Genomic DNA, 16,714 nt, shown 5'->3' with positions numbered 1-16,714 from the left:
AACTTACCAGATCAAATCGGGCCGCGCTACTCCCGGATGTCGAGGCCGTGGCCTGTGGCGCTTGCCGATGGTGGCAAAGCGCTGTCTGGCGGCTCTGGAGCCCTGATCAATTATTGATTTTAGTCAAACCTTGAGCGCTCGCTTGAGTCGTTTCGGGCCTGGGTTATACGGCTCTGACCGCTTTAGGTTCTCGCTCGTTCCTGCGCTTGGGTAGAATCGATTCTTTTCTTTCGTTGAAGGAAGGCCAATGGCTCAGTCCTACAGTGCTCGCAGTCGCGCGATCGAACCGTTTCATGTCATGGCGCTGCTGGCGCGGGCCAATGAGTTGCAGGCCGCCGGCCAGGATGTGATTCACCTGGAAATCGGCGAGCCGGACTTCACCACCGCCGAGCCGATCATCCGTGCAGGCCAGGCCGCGCTGGAATCGGGCAAGACCCGTTACACCGCCGCCCGGGGCATTCCCGAGCTGCGCGAGGCGATTTCGGGCTTTTATCAGCAGAGCTACGGCCTGGACATCGATCCGCGGCGCATCCTGATCACCCCGGGTGGTTCCGGCGCGCTGCTGCTGGCCAGCGCCTTGCTGGTGGATCCGGGCAAGCATTGGCTGCTGGCGGACCCGGGCTATCCCTGCAACCGGCATTTCCTGAGACTGGTGGAAGGTGCCGCACAGTTGGTGCCGGTAGGGCCGGAAGTGCGTTATCAACTGACCCCGGACCTGATCCAGCGCCACTGGGATCATGACAGCGTCGGTGCGCTGGTGGCCTCGCCGGCCAACCCGACCGGGACCATCCTCACTCGCGATGAGCTGGCAGGCCTCTCCACCGCCATCAAGCAGCGCCACGGTCATCTGGTGGTGGACGAGATCTACCACGGCCTGACCTACGGCACCGATGCGGCCAGCGTGCTGGAAGTCGACGACAGTGCTTTCGTGCTGAACAGTTTTTCCAAATATTTCGGCATGACCGGTTGGCGGCTCGGTTGGCTGGTGGCGCCCGACGCGGCGGTCAGTGAACTGGAGAAACTCGCCCAGAACCTCTACATCAGTGCACCGAGCGTGGCTCAACACGCCGCGCTGGCCTGTTTCGAACCGTCCACCATCAGCATTCTCGAAGAGCGCCGCGCCGAATTCGGTCGCCGCCGGGACTTCCTGTTGCCGGCCCTGCGTGAATTGGGCTTCGGCATCGCCGTGGAGCCAGAGGGCGCGTTCTATTTGTACGCCGATATCAGCAAGTTCGGCGGCGATGCCTTCTCGTTCTGCCGACACTTCCTCGAAACCGAGCACGTGGCATTCACCCCAGGGCTGGACTTCGGGCGCTATCAGGCGGGGCATCACGTCAGGTTTGCCTACACGCAAAGCCTGGAGCGCTTGCAGGAAGCGGTAGGGCGTATCGCCCGTGGCCTGCAGAGCTGGCAAGGCTGATGCGCTTTCATCCTCCGTTGGAAGAAGGTCGCCTGATTCGCCGATACAAGCGATTTCTCGCCGATATCGAAACCGTTAGCGGCGAGTTGCTGACCATTCACTGCCCCAACACGGGCTCGATGCTCAATTGCCAGGTCGAGGGCGGGCAGGTCTGGTTCAGCCGCTCCAATGATCCCAAACGCAAGTTGCCCGGGACCTGGGAAATCGGTGAAACCCCGCACGGCCGGCATTTTTGCGTCAATACCGGTCGCGCGAACACGCTGATTGAAGAAGCGTTGCGTGCCGGGCTGATTGCCGAGTTGAACGGCTTTACCGAACTCAAGCGCGAAGTGGCGTATGGGCAGGAAAAGAGCCGCATCGATTTTCGTCTCGAATACCCCGACGGGCCGGCTTACGTGGAAGTCAAAAGCGTCACCCTCGGTTTTGAAGGTGATGCGGTGGCGGCATTTCCTGATGCGGTGACCCAGCGCGGCGCCAAGCACCTGCGTGAACTGGCCCATCTGGCCCGGGACGGCATTCGCGCGGTGCAGTTGTATTGCGTGAATTTGACGGGAATCGATGCGGTGCGTCCGGCGGACGAAATCGATGCGGCGTACTCTCAAGCCTTGCGTGAGGCCGTAGCCTGCGGCGTGGAAGTGTTGGCCTACGGTGTGCGCCTGAGCCACGAGGAGATGGTGGTGGATCGGCGCCTGGAAGTGATACTGGGCGTTTAAGGGTTGATCCAGATGCCGTGAGCATCCTCGCGGCATTCAACCTGGATCAGCGATTGCCCCGCGCAAGGGCCGGCGACACATTCGCCGTCCTCGATCAGAAACAGGGCGCCATGGGTCGCGCACTGGATCAGGCTGTTACTGGGGTCGAGGAATTGGTCGGGTGTCCATTCGAGCCCGACACCCCGATGCGGACAACGGTTGATATAGACGTAAACCTGACCGGCCCGGCGCACGGCGAAAAGCTTTTGCCCTTCAATCTCGAATCCGCGGCTGCTGGCATCGGCCAGTTCAATGCCCTTACACAGAAATTTCATGCCTATCCTCAGGGTGTGCTGTCAGGCATCCGAGCTTGACTCGCAAATGCAAGCGATTATCAAATGGCGGACTTGCCCAACAGATGCAGTAGCCAGGTGCACAGGATACTTGGCCTGCCGCTTTGATGCCCGGTTAACCCTTGAAGGAAGCTGTCTATGCGCCTGAGTATCCGCGTCGCTGCGCTTTGTGTCGGACTTTTCGCCAGTCATCACGCCGCTGCAGATGAACTGCCGCAACGCTGGGTCAGTGCCGGTGGGGCGCTTTCGGAGTGGGTCTGTGTGTTGGGCGGCGAAGCGAAACTGGTGGGGGTCGATACCACCAGTCAGCATCCTGCTTCGCTCAAGGCCCTGCCCAGTATCGGTTATCAGCGCCAGTTGTCGGCGGAAGGGGTGCTGAGTTTGCAGCCGCAAATTCTGGTCGGCACCGAAGAGATGGGGCCGCCACCGGTGATTTCGCAGATTCGCAGTTCGGGAGTAACGGTCAAGATGTTCTCGGCGCAGCCGAATATGGCGACGCTCCAGATCAACCTTCGGCAATTGGGCAAATTGCTCGGCGCTGAAGAAAAGGCGGAACAGGCGCTGGCCACTTATCAACAGGCGCTGGGGCAGCAGAAGGTGTGGGTGACGCGTGCGCAGTTGAAACAGCCGTCTCCGGGTGTGCTGCTGGTGCTAGGGCATGCGGGTGGTAAACCACTGATCGCCGGCAAGGACACTGCGGCAGATTGGCTGCTGCAACAGGCCGGTGCGCACAATCTGGCAACCCATAGCGGTTACAAGCCGTTTTCCAATGAATCGCTGGTGAGCCTGGACCCTGATGTGCTGGTGTTCGCCGACCGCGCGCTGTCCGGCAGTGAAGCTCGCGCGGCGCTGTTCAAGGAGAATCCGATTCTGGCCTCGACTCGCGCCGCCAGGAACGATCGTGTTCTCGAACTTGACCCGACCTTGCTGGTAGGCGGCCTGGGGCCGCGATTGCCGGAGAGTCTGAAGAAGCTGTCAGAGGGTTTCTATCCCGATACTGTTGGCCAATAAACCGGGGCCGTCGCTGTGTAGAAGGGGGCGACGGCTTTTTCATGGGCAAAAAAAGACCCGGCAGAGCCGGGTCAAATAACCGTGATTAGCCTGATGAGGAGATAATCTGAGAGTCCGAACCAAGGGCTTTCCAGAATATCGACCAGTCTCGCGACCAGTTGTGATAATCATATCGATTCTCATTACCAAGTCAACAGCTGATTTCCGATTGGCTCGATGGGTGTCGCACGATTCTGGTAAGTCCTTGTATTCATTGATTATCGAAGGGTCGTTTTTAGAGACGTCAATTCTTGTGACGTGACGAGATCGCTTCCAGCTGCTTATTCAGCGCTTCTTTGCGTTCCGCCGGAATGTCATTCCAGTGCACATCCATCAACGCGCCTTCAATCGCGTACAACAACACCTTGGACGCCCGGAACCCGCGCGTGCGCACGGCCCGGTAGGCGTCCACCGCCCCCAGGCGACGCAAGTCCGAGGCGCTGTGAATGCCCACGGCATGCAGCCACTGCGCCGACGTCTTGCCAAGATTCTTCAGGTGTTGCAGTTCATCATTCATCAAGCCTCCTTGCGATGGCCGAATGGTGCGTGGGCAAGCCTCTCAGGAGTGTAGCCATCAGTAGGAAAAGCGTGATTCTTTGGTCGTTTTCGACGCAAACGCTTCTAAGCGGTGGGGCCTTGCGAGGGGAAGAACGTCGGCGAATGACTGGCGAAAGGATCGGAATGAGCGGGATTCAGGGGCAAAACGTCCCGAAGTCTGACGCAAGGGCAGGGGCGCCAGACTTGTCAATTCACGCTAGGGCTCAGCGTGTACGGTAGCGCAGGCGGGTTCCGAAGTTCATCGACATCAGGATTTCGTCGGCGCTGAGCTCAACCGGGAAGTACGCGCCCGAGATCTGCGCATGGGCCAGGCTCGCGCCTTCAAGCTTCGCTTTGCTGAAGTCGATGCCGCGCAAATCGGCGGAGCGAAAGTACGCATCGCTGAAGTCGATGCCGTCGGCATTCAACTCCCGCAAATCCAGGCCACGGAAGTCGCCACCGACCATATCAATCGGGCCATCAGCCGGGCGTTCTTTGTTGAAGCCTGCGATGTCGTCTTTGTGCAGCAAGGCGTAAAGCGGAGTGTCGAGAAGCTTCGGCTGGCTCATGGCATATCACCTGTTGGTTTTATGACGCCAGTATAATGCCACTATTTGGCAGCCGTGAAGCGAGCAGACGCTTCACGGCTGAAAATAGTTTTTACAAGCCTGGCAGGCGCTGGCGGATTTGCGCCACGACTGTGTCGAGCGTTCCGCTCTCGTTGGTCTTGACGTGTTTGCTGTAGAGAATTTCCGCTGGCGTCAGGGCTTCACGATTGGCTTGCTGGGCCTGGATGACCTCCAGCGTGGCGTCGGATGGATCGTTCTTGTCAGCCTGGCGTTGCGCCAACCAGCTCTCGATGACCGCTTGCGGTGCTTCGCAGTCCAGAATCAGGAACGGAGTGCCTGTGGCTTCTGCGATTTTCGCCGCGCTGACGCGCTGGTCGTGCTTGAGGTAAGTGGCGTCGATCACCGCCGGGAAGCCGGCGTGCAGGATGACGGCGGCAATTTCGTGCAGGCGATTGTAGGTCGCGGTGCTGGCGTCGGCGCTATAGATGCCCGATTGCACATCGTTGGCGGCGGTTTGCTCGCCGAACAGGCGCTTGCGTTCAACGTCGGAGCGCAGGCGAATCGCTCCCAGTGCTTCTACCAGTCGCATGGCTACATGGCTTTTGCCGACCGCGGAAACGCCGTGGGTAATCGCCATGAAGCGCGAAGGAATGGTGCTGTAGCTTTCCGCCAGGTTAGCGTAGGTGCGGTATTGGCGCAGGGTGGTGGAGCGCTGCACCGGGGTGGCATCGGCCGGCATGCTGAACAGGCTGACCTTGGCGCGAACCAGCGCGCGATATGCTTTATAGAAGTTGAGCAACTCCAGACCATGGTAGTCGCCGGTCAGTTCCAGGTACTGGCTGATGAAGCGGCGGGCCAGGCATTTCAGGCCGCGGTCTTCCAGGTCCATCGCCAGGAAGCCTGCATCGGCATAGACGTCGGTGAAGCGGAAAGGCTCGTTGAATTCGATGCAGTCGAAAATCACCACGTTGCCGTCGATGATTGTGGCGTTGCCCAAATGAATGTCGCCATGGCATTCGCGGATGAAGCCGTCAGCCTTGCGCTGGCTGAGAACGGGCTTGAGGCGGTCGAAACTGCTTTCGGCCCAGGCTTGCAGGGCGTCGAGTTGCAGCAGGTCGGCCTTGTCGCTGAGGAACGGGCGAATCTGATCGAAGTTCTGCCGCACCGGTGCCATGACGCTGTCGGGAGTGCCGGCTTCGTGTTCGGCGGGCACTTTCGGCGCGTTGAGGTGGAACCGGGCGATTTGCGCTGCCATTGCATCGATGTGCGCCGGCGTCAGTTCGCCATTGGCCTGGAGCGTGCTGAGCAAGCCGCCCTGCGGGAACTGGCGCATTTTCAACACGTACTCGATGGCCGGGCCGTCGCCGCCCAGTTGCGGGGCTTCGACGCTGCCGGTGACCGGCAACACTTCCAGATACAAGTCATCGGTCAGGCGCTGGTTCAGGCGCAGTTCTTCGCCGCAAAAATGCTCACGAGCGTCGAGTGTGGTGAAGTCGAGGAAGCCGAAGTTGACCGGCTTCTTCACTTTATAGGCATAGGGGCCGGTGAGCAGGACCCAGGAGATATGGGTCTCGATGACCTTGAAGCCGTCTACCGGATGCGGATAGAGGGCCGGGTTTTGCAGCGCGGCGATCAGGGACTGGCTCACGGGGTGATCCTTCAGAGTCGGGAAAAATTCAGGTCGTCATTATGGCGGCTAGCCAGCTCAACGCAAACTCGGAGGGCTCCTGTTGAGTATGAATAAAGTGCGTATAATCCGCCGCCATGACACGTACTCGAACTCCCCGTACCCCCAAAAAACCACCCTCCAAAGGCCTGCGGCCCTGGCTGGGCTGGGCCCTTAAACTCAGTCTGGTCGGCCTTGTGGTGCTGGCCGGATTCGCGGTTTACCTCGATGCCATCGTGCAGGAGAAGTTTTCCGGCAAGCGCTGGACGATTCCGGCCAAGGTATACGCGCGTCCGCTCGAGCTGTTCGTCGGACAAAAGCTCAGCCGGGACGACTTTCTGACCGAACTCGATGCCTTGGGCTATCGCCGTGAAAGCGTGGCCAACGGTCCGGGCGCGGCCTCGGTCAGCGGCAATACCGTCGATCTGAATACCCGTGGCTTCCAATTCTATGAAGGCATGGAACAGGCACAACCGGTGCGGGTGCGGTTCTCTGGCGACTACGTGGCCGAGTTGTCGGGTGCCAGCGGTTCGAAGTTGTCCGTGGTGCGCCTGGAGCCGCTGCTGATCGGTGGCTTGTACCCGAAAAACCTTGAAGACCGGATCCTGATCAAGATCGATCAGGTGCCGCCTTATCTGCTCGAAACCCTGGTGGCTGTCGAAGACCGCGACTTCTACCACCACTTCGGTGTCTCGCCGAAGTCGATTGCCCGTGCGATCTGGGTCAACGGCTCGTCCGGGCGGATGCGCCAGGGCGGCAGTACCCTGACGCAACAGCTGGTAAAGAACTTCTATCTGACCAACGAGCGCAGTCTGACCCGCAAGCTCACCGAAGCGATGATGGCTTTGCTGCTTGAGATGCATTACGACAAGCGCGAAATCCTCGAGGCCTACCTCAACGAGGTGTTCATCGGTCAGGACGGCCAGCGCGCGGTGCACGGTTTCGGTCTGGCCAGCCAGTTCTTCTTCAGCCAGCCATTGGCTGAACTCAAGCTGCACCAGGTGGCCTTGCTGGTGGGCATGGTCAAGGGCCCGTCTTCCTATAACCCGCGTCGTTACCCGGAGCGTGCCCTTGAGCGGCGCAACCTGGTGCTCGACGTGTTGCAGGAGCAGGGTGTCGCGACGGCTGAGCAAGTCGAAGCCGCGAAGAAAATGCCGTTGGGCGTGACCAAGCGCGGCAGCCTGGCCGACAGCTCATTCCCCGGCTTCCTCGATCTGGTCAAGCGTCAGCTGCGTGAAGACTATCGCGATGAAGACTTGACCGAAGAAGGTCTGCGGATCTTCACCAGCTTCGACCCGATTCTGCAAATGAAGGCCGAAGCCTCGGTCAACGACACCTTCAAACGCCTCGCCGGGCGTAAAGGTTCCGATGATGTCGAAGCGGCGATGGTCGTGACCAATCCGGAAACCGGTGAGGTCCAGGCCATGATCGGCAGTCGTCAGGCCAGTTTCGCCGGCTTCAACCGGGCGCTGGATGCGGTGCGACCGATCGGCTCGCTGATCAAGCCGGCGGTCTATCTGACGGCGCTGGAGAAACCTGGCCAATACACATTGACCAGTTGGCTGTCGGACGAGTCGTTCTCGGTCAAGGGGGCGGACGGTCAGGTGTGGAAGCCGCAGAACTACGATCGACGCTCCCACGGCACGGTCTTCCTTTATCAGGGGCTGGCGCATTCCTACAACCTGTCGACCGCGCGTCTTGGTCTGGCGGTGGGTGTGCCGAACGTACTCAAGACCCTCGGGCGTCTGGGGGTGAATCGCGAGTTCCCGGCCTTCCCGTCGATGCTCTTGGGTGCCGGTGGCATGACACCGATCGAAGTGGCGACCATGTACCAGACCCTGGCCAACGGCGGTTTCAATACACCGATGCGCGGTATTCGCAGCGTGCTGACGGCCGAAGGTGAGCCACTCAAGCGTTATCCGTTCCAGATTCAGCAGCGTTTTGATCCGGCTTCCATTTACCTGATCCAGAGCGCCATGCAGCGAGTGATGCGCGAGGGTACCGGTAGCTCCGTTTACAACGTGTTGCCGAAAACCTTGACGCTGGCGGGCAAGACCGGCACCAGTAACGATTCCCGGGACAGCTGGTTCGCCGGCTTCAGCCAGGATCTGCTGGCGGTTGTCTGGCTGGGGCGCGATGACAACGGCAAGACGCCGTTTACCGGGGCGACCGGTGCGCTGCAGGTCTGGACCAGCTTCATGCGCAAGGCCGACCCGTTGCCGCTGGACATGCCGCAGCCGGATAATGTCGTTCAGGCCTGGGTTGATTCGCGCACCGGCCAGGGCTCGGATGCCAATTGCCCAGGCGCTGTGCAGATGCCGTATATTCGCGGCAGCGAGCCGCCTCCCGGTGCCGCTTGCGGCAGCGAAAATCCTAATCCCGCCGAAACGGTGATGGATTGGGTCAAAGGCTGGATGAATTAAGCAAAGAGGGTTTCAAGTGAACAAGTGGTTGATTCCAGCGGTTACCGCCGTAGCTTTGCTCAGCGGTTGCTCCACCGTTCAACGTGGCTCGATTCCGGTTGTCGACTCCGGTACCGCTGTTTCCAACAGCGAGCGGGTTTCGGCGAACGGCGGTTATCGCCAGACGACGGTAAAACGCCCTGCGCAAGCTCAGGTTCAGGAAATTCCACAGGGTGATACCGGCGTTGTGGTCATGGTGCCAGGTGGTGGCGCAACGACGTCGACTCCGATCAGTACTACGCCGATCACTCCTGGCCCGGTCAGCTCGGGGCCAATTACGCCGGGTCCGATCGATACATCGCCGGTGCAGTCGGCGCCGATCAATCAGGGCAGCTACAGCATGCCGTCGACCCCGAGCGGGATTCCGTCGGCCAGCGCCGGTGGCCTGTCCGCCGACGAACAACTGGACGGTCCGGTACTGGCGCTATTGACCACGGCTCAACAGCAGCAATCCAGCGGCGATCTCAATGGTGCATCTTCCAGTCTTGAGCGTGCCCAGCGTGTCGCTCCGCGCGAGCCGCAAGTGCTTTATCGCCTGGCGCAAGTGCGCATGGCCCAAGGCGATGCGCCGCAGGCCGAGCAGTTCGCCCGTCGCGGCCTGACCTTCGCCAACGGTCGCCCGGCGCTTCAGGCCAGCCTGTGGGAGTTGATCGCCCAGGCCCGCGAAAAGCAGGGTGATTCTGCGGGCGCGGCTTTGGCTCGTCAGAAAGCCAAGGTTACTTCGTGATGGATTCGCGTTTTCCGGATATTGCCGATCATTTGCTGTTGATCGAGCGTGAGCTGCGGCTGCAAGGCTGGTGGGATGAAATCGCACCCTCGGCAGAAGCACTGTCCAGTGTTGAACCCTTTTCGGTCGACACGTTGGACTTCGAGCAATGGCTGCAATGGATCTTCCTGCCGCGCATGAAGGCGATCCTCGAGCAGGATCTGCCTCTGCCAAATGCGTCGGGGATTCAGGAGATGGCTGAAATGGTCTTCGCTTCCCGCAACGTCCAGGGCAAGGACCGGCAGTTGCAAGTGCTGCTCAAAGAGTTCGATCAGATGATCACCGCTTCTCGCTGACCTCGAGCACTCGGGGAGCCGTTCGGCTCCTGCGGGTGCTATTGGCAGTTATCTGCGATCTGCTTCTGCGTTTCACTCAGGCGTTCCTGCCGTTGAGCGTCGTCCAGGCGACGCAACTGTCCATCCACTTCCTCTCTGAGCCGCGGGTTGTTCTGCAACTGCGCCAGGTTCGTTCGTGCCTGATCGCAAAACACCTTCAGCTCCGCCTGCTGCTCGGCCACTTGCCTTTTCACATCCTTGTCTATGGCCTGTTGATCGCCTATCGCTGCGCCGCTCTTGCTCGGAGGGGGAGGCGGGACAGGTTGGGAGGGCGTCGAGACAACGGTTGATGGCTGGCCCTGGGGTGGCTGGGCATCGAAATGGGTAACGCCCTGAGCATCGACCCACTTGTAAATCGGCGCGGCAATGCTCAAAGGGCTGGTGCAAATCAGCAGACTGGCGGTCAGGAAGAGCGCTCGCATGTCATTTCCTTATATCCGGATGCGCAATTGAAGTTAACACACTTGCGGTTTCGCGGTTTTTTCTTGCTTTCTCATGCGCTTACTTCAATAAAGCACAGACACGACTTGACTTGCAGGGGACGAAACAGAAGAATCCAAAGTCCGCTGTAGAGGGACTGCCAGAAGCAGACCCGCTCGGTAGAACATGAGGCGCACATCCGCGCCGACCTGCTACACCCGCAACGCGTTACCTCGCGCTGGGTGGGAGAGGCCCGCAACACTTGGGACGATCCCAATACTTGCTCAGTCAGTGCTGACGTAGTCGGCGACCACCGTCGCTCATGCTCTGCTGAGAAGTAAACCTATTAAGACCCGTCCCATTTCCCGTGGGCGGTATTCTGGCGTTTTAGAGGTGGACAACGTGGAGCTTTTATCTGGCGGTGAAATGATCGTCCGCTTCTTGCGTGACGAAGGCGTCAAGTATATCTATGGGTACCCGGGTGGTGCCGCATTGCATATCTACGATGCACTGTTCAAAGAACAATCCGTTCAACATATTCTCGTCCGTCATGAGCAGGCAGCCACTCACATGGCTGACGGCTATGCGCGTGCCACCGGCAAGGCCGGCGTTGTACTGGTGACCTCCGGTCCCGGCGCAACCAACGTCATTACCGGTATCGCCACTGCGTACATGGACTCCATTCCGATGGTGATTCTGACCGCCCAGGTGCCGAGCACCATGGTCGGCACCGATGCATTCCAGGAAACCGACATGATCGGTATCTCCCGGCCGATCGTGAAACACAGCTTCATGATCAAGCATCCGTCGGAAATCCCGGAAGTCATGAAGAAAGCCTTCTATCTGGCTCAATCCGGTCGTCCAGGTCCGGTCGTTGTCGATATCCCGAAAGACATGACCAACCCGGCCGAGAAGTTCGAATACATTTTCCCGAAAAAAGCCAAGCTGCGTTCCTACAGCCCGGCGGTCCGTGGCCACTCCGGCCAGATCCGCAAAGCCGTGGAAATGCTGCTGGCGGCCAAACGTCCGATCATCTACGCCGGCGGCGGCGTGATCATGGGCAACGGTTCCGCACCGTTGACCGAACTGGCTCAGTTGCTCAATGCACCGGTTACCAACACTCTGATGGGTCTTGGCGCCTATCCGGGCACTGACCGCCAGTTCCTCGGCATGCTCGGCATGCACGGCAGCTACACCGCCAACCTGGCCATGCACAACGCCGATGTGATCCTGGCAGCCGGTGCACGTTTCGATGACCGCGTTATCAACGGTCCGTCGAAGTTCTGCCCGAACGCCAAGATCATTCACATCGACATCGACCCGGCATCCATCTCCAAGACCATCAAGGCCGACGTGCCGATCGTGGGTCCGGTGGAAAGCGTATTGACCGAAATGGTCGCTACCTTCAAGGAGATCGGTGAAGTTCCTGGCAAGGAATCGGTTGCCAACTGGTGGAAGCAGATCGAAGAGTGGCGCGGTGATCGCGACATGTTCCCTTACAACAAGGGCGACGGCAGCATCATCAAGCCTCAGACCGTGATCGAGACTCTCTGCGAAGTGACCCATGGCGATGCCTATGTGTCCTCCGACGTAGGTCAGCACCAGATGTATGCCGCGCAGTACTACCGCTTCAACAAGCCGAACCGCTGGATCAACTCCGGTGGCCTGGGCACCATGGGCTTCGGCTTGCCGGCGGCCATGGGCGTGAAGATGAGCTTCCCGGATGCCGACGTCGCCTGCGTGACCGGTGAAGGCAGCATCCAGATGAACATCCAGGAACTGTCGACCTGCCTGCAACACGACTTGCCGTTGAAGATCATTCTGCTCAACAACGGTGTATTGGGCATGGTTCGTCAGTGGCAGGACATGAGCTACGGCGCGCGTCACTCGCATTCCTATATGGAATCGCTGCCTGACTTCGTCAAATTGGCCGAGGCCTATGGTCACGTGGGTATGCGCATCACCGACTTGAAGGATCTGAAGCCGATGATGGAAAAAGCATTCGCCATGAAGGATCGCCTGGTATTCCTCGATATCCAGGTCGATGCCAACGAGCACGTCTATCCGATGCAGATCAAAGACGGCTCCATGCGCGATATGTGGCTGAGCAAGACGGAGCGTACCTAATCATGCGTCACATTATTTCCTTGCTTCTGGAAAACGAACCCGGCGCTTTGTCTCGCGTAGTCGGCCTGTTCTCGCAGCGCAACTACAACATCGAAAGCCTGACCGTGGCCCCAACCGAAGACCCGACCCTGTCGCGTCTGACGCTGACCACCGTTGGTCACGATGAGATCATCGAGCAGATCACCAAGAACCTGAACAAACTGATCGAAGTGGTCAAATTGGTCGACTTGTCGGAAAGTGCTCATATCGAGCGCGAACTGATGCTGGTCAAGGTCAAGGCCACCGGTGCCCAGCGCGCCGAGATCAAACGAACCACCGATATTTACCGTGGACAGATCGTCGACGTCAGCGCCAGCGTGTATACCGTTCAATTGACCGGTACCAGCGACAAGCTCGACAGCTTCATTCAGTCCATCGGCACCGCCTCGATTCTGGAAACCGTCCGCAGCGGCGTAACCGGCATTGCTCGCGGCGACAAAGTACTCAGCATCTAACCAAATTAGCGAATGGCCTGAACGGCCTGGATATATAGGGGAAATTCATGAAAGTTTTCTACGATAAAGACTGCGACCTGTCGATCATCCAGGGCAAGAAAGTTGCCATCATCGGTTACGGTTCCCAGGGCCACGCTCAAGCGTGCAACCTGAAAGACTCCGGTGTCGACGTTACCGTTGGTCTGCGTAAAGGTTCGGCCACTGTTGCCAAAGCCGAAGCCCATGGCCTGAAAGTGGCTGACGTGGCTACCGCTGTTGCTGCTGCCGACCTGGTCATGATCCTGACCCCGGACGAATTCCAGGGCGCGCTGTACCGCGACGAAATCCAGCCGAACATCAAGAAAGGCGCCACCCTGGCCTTCTCCCACGGCTTCTCGATCCACTACAACCAGGTTGTGCCGCGCGCTGACCTCGACGTGATCATGATCGCGCCGAAGGCTCCAGGTCACACCGTACGTTCCGAGTTCGTCAAAGGCGGCGGTATCCCTGACCTGATCGCGATCTACCAGGACGCTTCCGGCAACGCCAAGAACGTAGCTCTGTCCTACGCAGCTGGCGTGGGCGGCGGTCGTACCGGCATCATCGAAACCACCTTCAAGGACGAGACTGAAACCGACCTGTTCGGCGAACAAGCCGTTCTGTGCGGCGGTACCGTCGAGCTGGTCAAGGCCGGTTTCGAAACGCTGGTTGAAGCTGGCTACGCGCCGGAAATGGCCTACTTCGAATGCCTGCACGAACTGAAGTTGATCGTTGACCTCATGTACGAAGGCGGTATCGCCAACATGAACTACTCGATCTCCAACAACGCTGAATACGGCGAGTACGTGACTGGTCCGGAAGTGATCAACGCCGAATCCCGTCAGGCCATGCGCAACGCCCTGAAACGTATTCAGGATGGCGAATACGCCAAGATGTTCATCAGCGAAGGTGCTACCGGCTATCCTTCGATGACCGCCAAGCGTCGTAACAACGCTGCTCACGGTATCGAAATCATCGGTGAGCAACTGCGCTCCATGATGCCGTGGATCAGCGCCAACAAGATCGTCGACAAAGCCAAAAACTAAGTCTGACGCTTGTACGAAAAACGCGGCTTAGGCCGCGTTTTTTCGTTTGGATGGTCGGTTCTGGTATAAAGCTGCATCGTTTGCGAGGCGAACTGGCGTCGCAGGCACTTGTCGAAACTTTCCACCCCGTTGCAAGGTATTGTTCATGAGCGAACGTCCCGAAGAGCCAGGCAAGGTCTCTGACGCCGAAAGCCTGCTGCCCATCGATGAACATGTCGAGGAAGGGCATGATGCTGAAGGCCGTAAAGTCCGGCATCGTGGTATCTATCTTCTGCCGAATCTTTTCACCACTGCGAACCTGTTCGCAGGGTTCTACTCCATCATCAGCTCCATGAGTGCCCAAAGTGCCTTGAGCGCGGGTGATTCGATTGGTGCGAGCAAGTATTTTGCCTTCGCCGCCATCGCCATCTTTGTCGCCATGGTGCTCGATGGTCTCGACGGCCGCGTTGCCCGCATGACCAATACCCAGAGTGCGTTTGGTGCCGAGTACGACTCGCTCTCGGATATGGTCGCCTTTGGTGTGGCGCCAGCGTTGTTGGCGTTTGGCTGGGCCCTGGGTGATATGGGCAAGGTCGGCTGGATGGTCGCCTTCATTTATGTGGCTGGCGCGGCGTTGCGCCTGGCGCGCTTCAATACCCAGGTCGGTACGGCTGACAAACGTTACTTCATTGGTCTGGCGAGCCCGGCAGCCGCTGGCGTTGTCGCAGGTATCGTCTGGGCGTTCAGCGATTACGGCATTCAAGGATCCAAGATGTCGTTCCTGGTGGCTCTGCTGGTCGCGGCCGCGGGTATGCTGATGGTCAGTAACATCAAGTACAACAGCTTCAAGGAGCTGGACCTGAAGGGCCGTGTGCCATTCGTGGCGATCCTTGCCGTGGTGCTGGTGTTCGCGGTGGTGTTCAGTGATCCGCCGCGCATTCTGCTGCTGGTTTTCCTTGCCTACGCCGCATCGGGTCCGGTGCAGTATCTGTTACATCTTCGTCGGCGCAAAAGCGTCGAGTGATGTAGTTTTCCCTCATACTCCGCAGTCTGTTGGTGCGTCTGTTCTAATGCTGCGGAGTAGCCATGCTGATCAAAGTCCCCAAAGCGTCCGACTGCCATGAGTCGGATGTCACGCCTGAATCTTTCTATCTTTCCAGGCGCCATTTATTGAGCGCAGCCGTTGGTGGTTTGGCCGTTGGCGGACTGCCTCGGTGGGCTGTTGCCGAAGATTCTGCACGTTACGCGGATGTGGAGCCTGGCAAGGCGCCGTCGTGGTTCAGCGAAAAGCTTCCCTCGACCAAATGGGGTGCGGTCAATGTTCGCGACGAAGCGATCACGCCCTTCAAGGATGCGACCCACTACAACAACTTCTACGAGTTCGGTGCCGACAAGGGCGACCCGGCTGCCAATGCCGGGTCGCTGAAGACCGAACCCTGGACGGTGGTTATCGACGGTGAGGTGGGTAAGCCGGGGCGGTATGCCCTGGAAGACTTCATGAAGCCTTATCAGCTGGAGGAACGCATCTATCGCCTGCGCTGTGTCGAGGCCTGGTCGATGGTCATCCCGTGGATAGGTTTCCCTATATCGGCGTTGCTCAAGCAGGTTGAGCCCGCCTCCGGCGCCAAGTACATTCGCTTCGAAACCTTGCAGGATCCCAAGAGTATGCCGGGTCAGCGTTCCGGCTTTGCCTTGATCGACTGGCCGTATGTAGAAGGATTACGACTGGACGAGGCGATGAACCCGTTGGCGATCCTGGCAGTGGGTATGTACGGGCGGGAGTTGCCGAATCAGAACGGTGCGCCGCTGCGCTTGGTTGTGCCGTGGAAATACGGTTTTAAAAGCATCAAATCCATCGTTCGTATCAGTCTGGTCAGTGAGCAGCCTAAAACCACGTGGCAGAGCATTGCTTCGGACGAGTATGGCTTCTACGCGAATGTGAACCCGACGGTCGATCATCCACGCTGGACGCAGGCCCGCGAGCGTCGCCTTCCAAGTGGCCTGTTCAAGCCGAACGTGCGTGATACGCAAATGTTCAACGGCTATGCGGATGAAGTTGCTTCTTTATATGCAGGGCTCGATCTGCGGAAGAACTACTGATGCGATATCCGCTCTGGCGCGTGGGCGTTTTCGCGGCTGCATTGGTGTGGCCACTGCTTTGGCTGTATCAGGCTTGGGGGGATGCATTGGGTCCGGACCCTGGCAAGGTACTGGTTGATCGGTTGGGGCTGGGAACGCTTGTTTTGTTGCTTATTACATTAAGCATGACGCCACTGCAGAAGTTGAGCGGCTGGGCAGGGTGGATATCTGTCCGGCGTCAGTTGGGGTTGTGGTGTTTTGCCTATGTGGTCCTGCATCTGAGTGCTTATCTCGCATTTATCCTTGGATTCGACTGGTCGCAGCTGGGCGTTGAGCTGCGCAAGCGTCCCTACATTATTGTCGGCGTGTTGGGGCTTCTGTGTTTGTTGGCGCTCGCAGTGACTTCCAATCGATACAGCCAGCGACGTTTGGGGGCGCGCTGGAAGAAGCTTCATCGCCTGGTCTATGTGGTTCTGGGGCTTGGGCTGTTGCACATGCTTTGGATTGTGCGGGCCGATTTGAAAGAGTGGTCAATCTACGCAGCTATTGGCGCCTTATTATTAGTGCTGCGGCTACCACCTGTAGCGCGGCGAATCCCTCGTTTAGTGCCTAAAAAGGCATTTCTGCCAGAAAAGCGTAATTAATGGTTGACGGCAGATTTCAGATCTCTATAATTCGCCCCACTTCCGGCGCAGTCGAAA

Annotated in this window: 17 protein-coding genes; 12 read left to right on the top strand and 5 right to left on the bottom strand. The window is 58.8% G+C overall.

Annotated features, from left to right (window positions below; translation table 11 throughout):
* Nucleotides 1-247 precede the first annotated feature (247 nt).
* On the top strand, nucleotides 248-1,420 hold the full coding sequence (locus HNO86_RS20685) for a pyridoxal phosphate-dependent aminotransferase (protein WP_175378791.1): 1,173 nt from the start codon (nucleotides 248-250) through the stop codon (nucleotides 1,418-1,420).
* Nucleotides 1,420-2,133 (top strand): DNA/RNA nuclease SfsA, encoded by a 714-nt coding sequence (sfsA, locus tag HNO86_RS20680; protein WP_175378790.1) that lies wholly within the window; start codon nucleotides 1,420-1,422, stop codon nucleotides 2,131-2,133. Before HNO86_RS20685 ends, sfsA begins: the two co-directional genes overlap by 1 nt.
* Here sfsA and HNO86_RS20675 read toward each other — a convergent pair.
* Nucleotides 2,130-2,447, bottom strand: coding sequence for a Rieske 2Fe-2S domain-containing protein (locus HNO86_RS20675; RefSeq protein WP_175378789.1), 318 nt, complete (start codon nucleotides 2,445-2,447; stop codon nucleotides 2,130-2,132). The two genes, sfsA and HNO86_RS20675, sit on opposite strands and share 4 nt — an antisense overlap.
* Nucleotides 2,448-2,603: 156 nt before the next feature.
* On the opposite strand from HNO86_RS20675, the gene HNO86_RS20670 reads away from it, so the two are divergent.
* The gene (locus HNO86_RS20670; protein ID WP_175378788.1) at nucleotides 2,604-3,476 is read left to right on the top strand and encodes a hemin ABC transporter substrate-binding protein; all 873 of its coding nucleotides are present in this window, start codon (nucleotides 2,604-2,606) and stop codon (nucleotides 3,474-3,476) included.
* Nucleotides 3,477-3,759: 283 nt separating this feature from the next.
* Here HNO86_RS20670 and HNO86_RS20665 read toward each other — a convergent pair whose 3' ends face one another.
* The 3 genes from HNO86_RS20665 to HNO86_RS20655 all read right to left on the bottom strand — a co-directional run bounded on the left by HNO86_RS20665 (nucleotide 3,760) and on the right by HNO86_RS20655 (nucleotide 6,269).
* Complete coding sequence (locus HNO86_RS20665; RefSeq protein ID WP_007971093.1) at nucleotides 3,760-4,032, bottom strand: TfoX/Sxy family protein; 273 nt, start codon at nucleotides 4,030-4,032, stop codon at nucleotides 3,760-3,762.
* Between the two features lie 244 nt (nucleotides 4,033-4,276).
* Nucleotides 4,277-4,621 carry a pentapeptide repeat-containing protein gene (locus HNO86_RS20660; protein ID WP_175378787.1) on the bottom strand — a complete coding sequence of 115 codons (345 nt, stop codon included), beginning with the start codon at nucleotides 4,619-4,621 and terminating at the stop codon, nucleotides 4,277-4,279.
* A gap of 91 nt (nucleotides 4,622-4,712) precedes the next feature.
* Nucleotides 4,713-6,269, bottom strand: coding sequence for an AAA family ATPase (locus tag HNO86_RS20655; RefSeq protein WP_175378786.1), 1,557 nt, complete (start codon nucleotides 6,267-6,269; stop codon nucleotides 4,713-4,715).
* Between the two features lie 116 nt (nucleotides 6,270-6,385).
* On the opposite strand from HNO86_RS20655, the gene mrcB reads away from it, so the two are divergent.
* The 3 genes from mrcB to HNO86_RS20640 are packed head-to-tail and all read left to right on the top strand — an operon-like array spanning nucleotide 6,386 to nucleotide 9,811.
* Nucleotides 6,386-8,710, top strand: a complete 2,325-nt coding sequence (gene mrcB / locus HNO86_RS20650) for a penicillin-binding protein 1B (protein ID WP_175378785.1) — start codon at nucleotides 6,386-6,388, stop codon at nucleotides 8,708-8,710.
* A gap of 16 nt (nucleotides 8,711-8,726) precedes the next feature.
* Nucleotides 8,727-9,476, top strand: coding sequence for a tetratricopeptide repeat protein (locus tag HNO86_RS20645; RefSeq protein WP_175378784.1), 750 nt, complete (start codon nucleotides 8,727-8,729; stop codon nucleotides 9,474-9,476).
* Nucleotides 9,476-9,811: a YqcC family protein gene (locus tag HNO86_RS20640; RefSeq protein WP_175378783.1), complete on the top strand. Its 336-nt coding sequence runs from the start codon at nucleotides 9,476-9,478 to the stop codon at nucleotides 9,809-9,811. The genes HNO86_RS20645 and HNO86_RS20640 overlap by 1 nt, the downstream gene beginning before the upstream one ends.
* A gap of 38 nt (nucleotides 9,812-9,849) precedes the next feature.
* Here HNO86_RS20640 and HNO86_RS20635 read toward each other — a convergent pair whose 3' ends face one another.
* Nucleotides 9,850-10,272: a DUF4124 domain-containing protein gene (locus tag HNO86_RS20635; RefSeq protein ID WP_175378782.1), complete on the bottom strand. Its 423-nt coding sequence runs from the start codon at nucleotides 10,270-10,272 to the stop codon at nucleotides 9,850-9,852.
* Between the two features lie 400 nt (nucleotides 10,273-10,672).
* Between HNO86_RS20635 and HNO86_RS20630 the strand changes: the two genes are divergently transcribed.
* The 6 genes from HNO86_RS20630 to msrQ all read left to right on the top strand — a co-directional run bounded on the left by HNO86_RS20630 (nucleotide 10,673) and on the right by msrQ (nucleotide 16,657).
* The gene (locus HNO86_RS20630) at nucleotides 10,673-12,397 is read left to right on the top strand and encodes an acetolactate synthase 3 large subunit (RefSeq protein WP_175378781.1); all 1,725 of its coding nucleotides are present in this window, start codon (nucleotides 10,673-10,675) and stop codon (nucleotides 12,395-12,397) included.
* 2 nt (nucleotides 12,398-12,399) lie between these two features.
* Nucleotides 12,400-12,891: an acetolactate synthase small subunit gene (ilvN, locus tag HNO86_RS20625; protein ID WP_003205610.1), complete on the top strand. Its 492-nt coding sequence runs from the start codon at nucleotides 12,400-12,402 to the stop codon at nucleotides 12,889-12,891.
* 47 nt (nucleotides 12,892-12,938) lie between these two features.
* On the top strand, nucleotides 12,939-13,955 hold the full coding sequence (ilvC, locus tag HNO86_RS20620; protein WP_085726188.1) for a ketol-acid reductoisomerase: 1,017 nt from the start codon (nucleotides 12,939-12,941) through the stop codon (nucleotides 13,953-13,955).
* Between the two features lie 145 nt (nucleotides 13,956-14,100).
* Entirely contained in the window at nucleotides 14,101-14,958 is an 858-nt protein-coding gene (pssA, locus tag HNO86_RS20615) for a CDP-diacylglycerol--serine O-phosphatidyltransferase (protein WP_175378780.1), read from the top strand.
* 62 nt (nucleotides 14,959-15,020) lie between these two features.
* Nucleotides 15,021-16,034, top strand: coding sequence for a protein-methionine-sulfoxide reductase catalytic subunit MsrP (msrP, locus tag HNO86_RS20610; protein ID WP_175378779.1), 1,014 nt, complete (start codon nucleotides 15,021-15,023; stop codon nucleotides 16,032-16,034).
* Nucleotides 16,034-16,657 (top strand): protein-methionine-sulfoxide reductase heme-binding subunit MsrQ, encoded by a 624-nt coding sequence (gene msrQ / locus HNO86_RS20605; protein ID WP_175378778.1) that lies wholly within the window; start codon nucleotides 16,034-16,036, stop codon nucleotides 16,655-16,657. The genes msrP and msrQ overlap by 1 nt, the downstream gene beginning before the upstream one ends.
* Nucleotides 16,658-16,714: the final 57 nt, after the last annotated feature.

It is taken from the genome of Pseudomonas sp. C1C7 (assembly GCF_013359595.1).
Lineage (GTDB): Bacteria > Pseudomonadota > Gammaproteobacteria > Pseudomonadales > Pseudomonadaceae > Aquipseudomonas.
This window is presented reverse-complemented; position numbering and strand designations above follow the sequence as displayed.

Bases quoted from the DNA above. Each gene is read 5' to 3' on its own strand.
- sfsA (WP_175378790.1), top strand. From the start codon at position 1,420: ATGCGCTTTCATCCTCCGTTGGAAGAAGGTCGCCTGATTCGCCGATAC.
- HNO86_RS20640 (WP_175378783.1), top strand. From the start codon at position 9,476: ATGGATTCGCGTTTTCCGGATATTGCCGATCATTTGCTGTTGATCGAG.
- ilvC (WP_085726188.1), top strand. From the start codon at position 12,939: ATGAAAGTTTTCTACGATAAAGACTGCGACCTGTCGATCATCCAGGGC.
- ilvN (WP_003205610.1), top strand. From the start codon at position 12,400: ATGCGTCACATTATTTCCTTGCTTCTGGAAAACGAACCCGGCGCTTTG.
- HNO86_RS20675 (WP_175378789.1), bottom strand. From the start codon at position 2,447: ATGAAATTTCTGTGTAAGGGCATTGAACTGGCCGATGCCAGCAGCCGC.
- HNO86_RS20660 (WP_175378787.1), bottom strand. From the start codon at position 4,621: ATGAGCCAGCCGAAGCTTCTCGACACTCCGCTTTACGCCTTGCTGCAC.
- HNO86_RS20685 (WP_175378791.1), top strand. From the start codon at position 248: ATGGCTCAGTCCTACAGTGCTCGCAGTCGCGCGATCGAACCGTTTCAT.
- msrP (WP_175378779.1), top strand. From the start codon at position 15,021: ATGCTGATCAAAGTCCCCAAAGCGTCCGACTGCCATGAGTCGGATGTC.
- HNO86_RS20670 (WP_175378788.1), top strand. From the start codon at position 2,604: ATGCGCCTGAGTATCCGCGTCGCTGCGCTTTGTGTCGGACTTTTCGCC.
- msrQ (WP_175378778.1), top strand. From the start codon at position 16,034: ATGCGATATCCGCTCTGGCGCGTGGGCGTTTTCGCGGCTGCATTGGTG.
- mrcB (WP_175378785.1), top strand. From the start codon at position 6,386: ATGACACGTACTCGAACTCCCCGTACCCCCAAAAAACCACCCTCCAAA.
- pssA (WP_175378780.1), top strand. From the start codon at position 14,101: ATGAGCGAACGTCCCGAAGAGCCAGGCAAGGTCTCTGACGCCGAAAGC.
- HNO86_RS20635 (WP_175378782.1), bottom strand. From the start codon at position 10,272: ATGCGAGCGCTCTTCCTGACCGCCAGTCTGCTGATTTGCACCAGCCCT.
- HNO86_RS20665 (WP_007971093.1), bottom strand. From the start codon at position 4,032: ATGAATGATGAACTGCAACACCTGAAGAATCTTGGCAAGACGTCGGCG.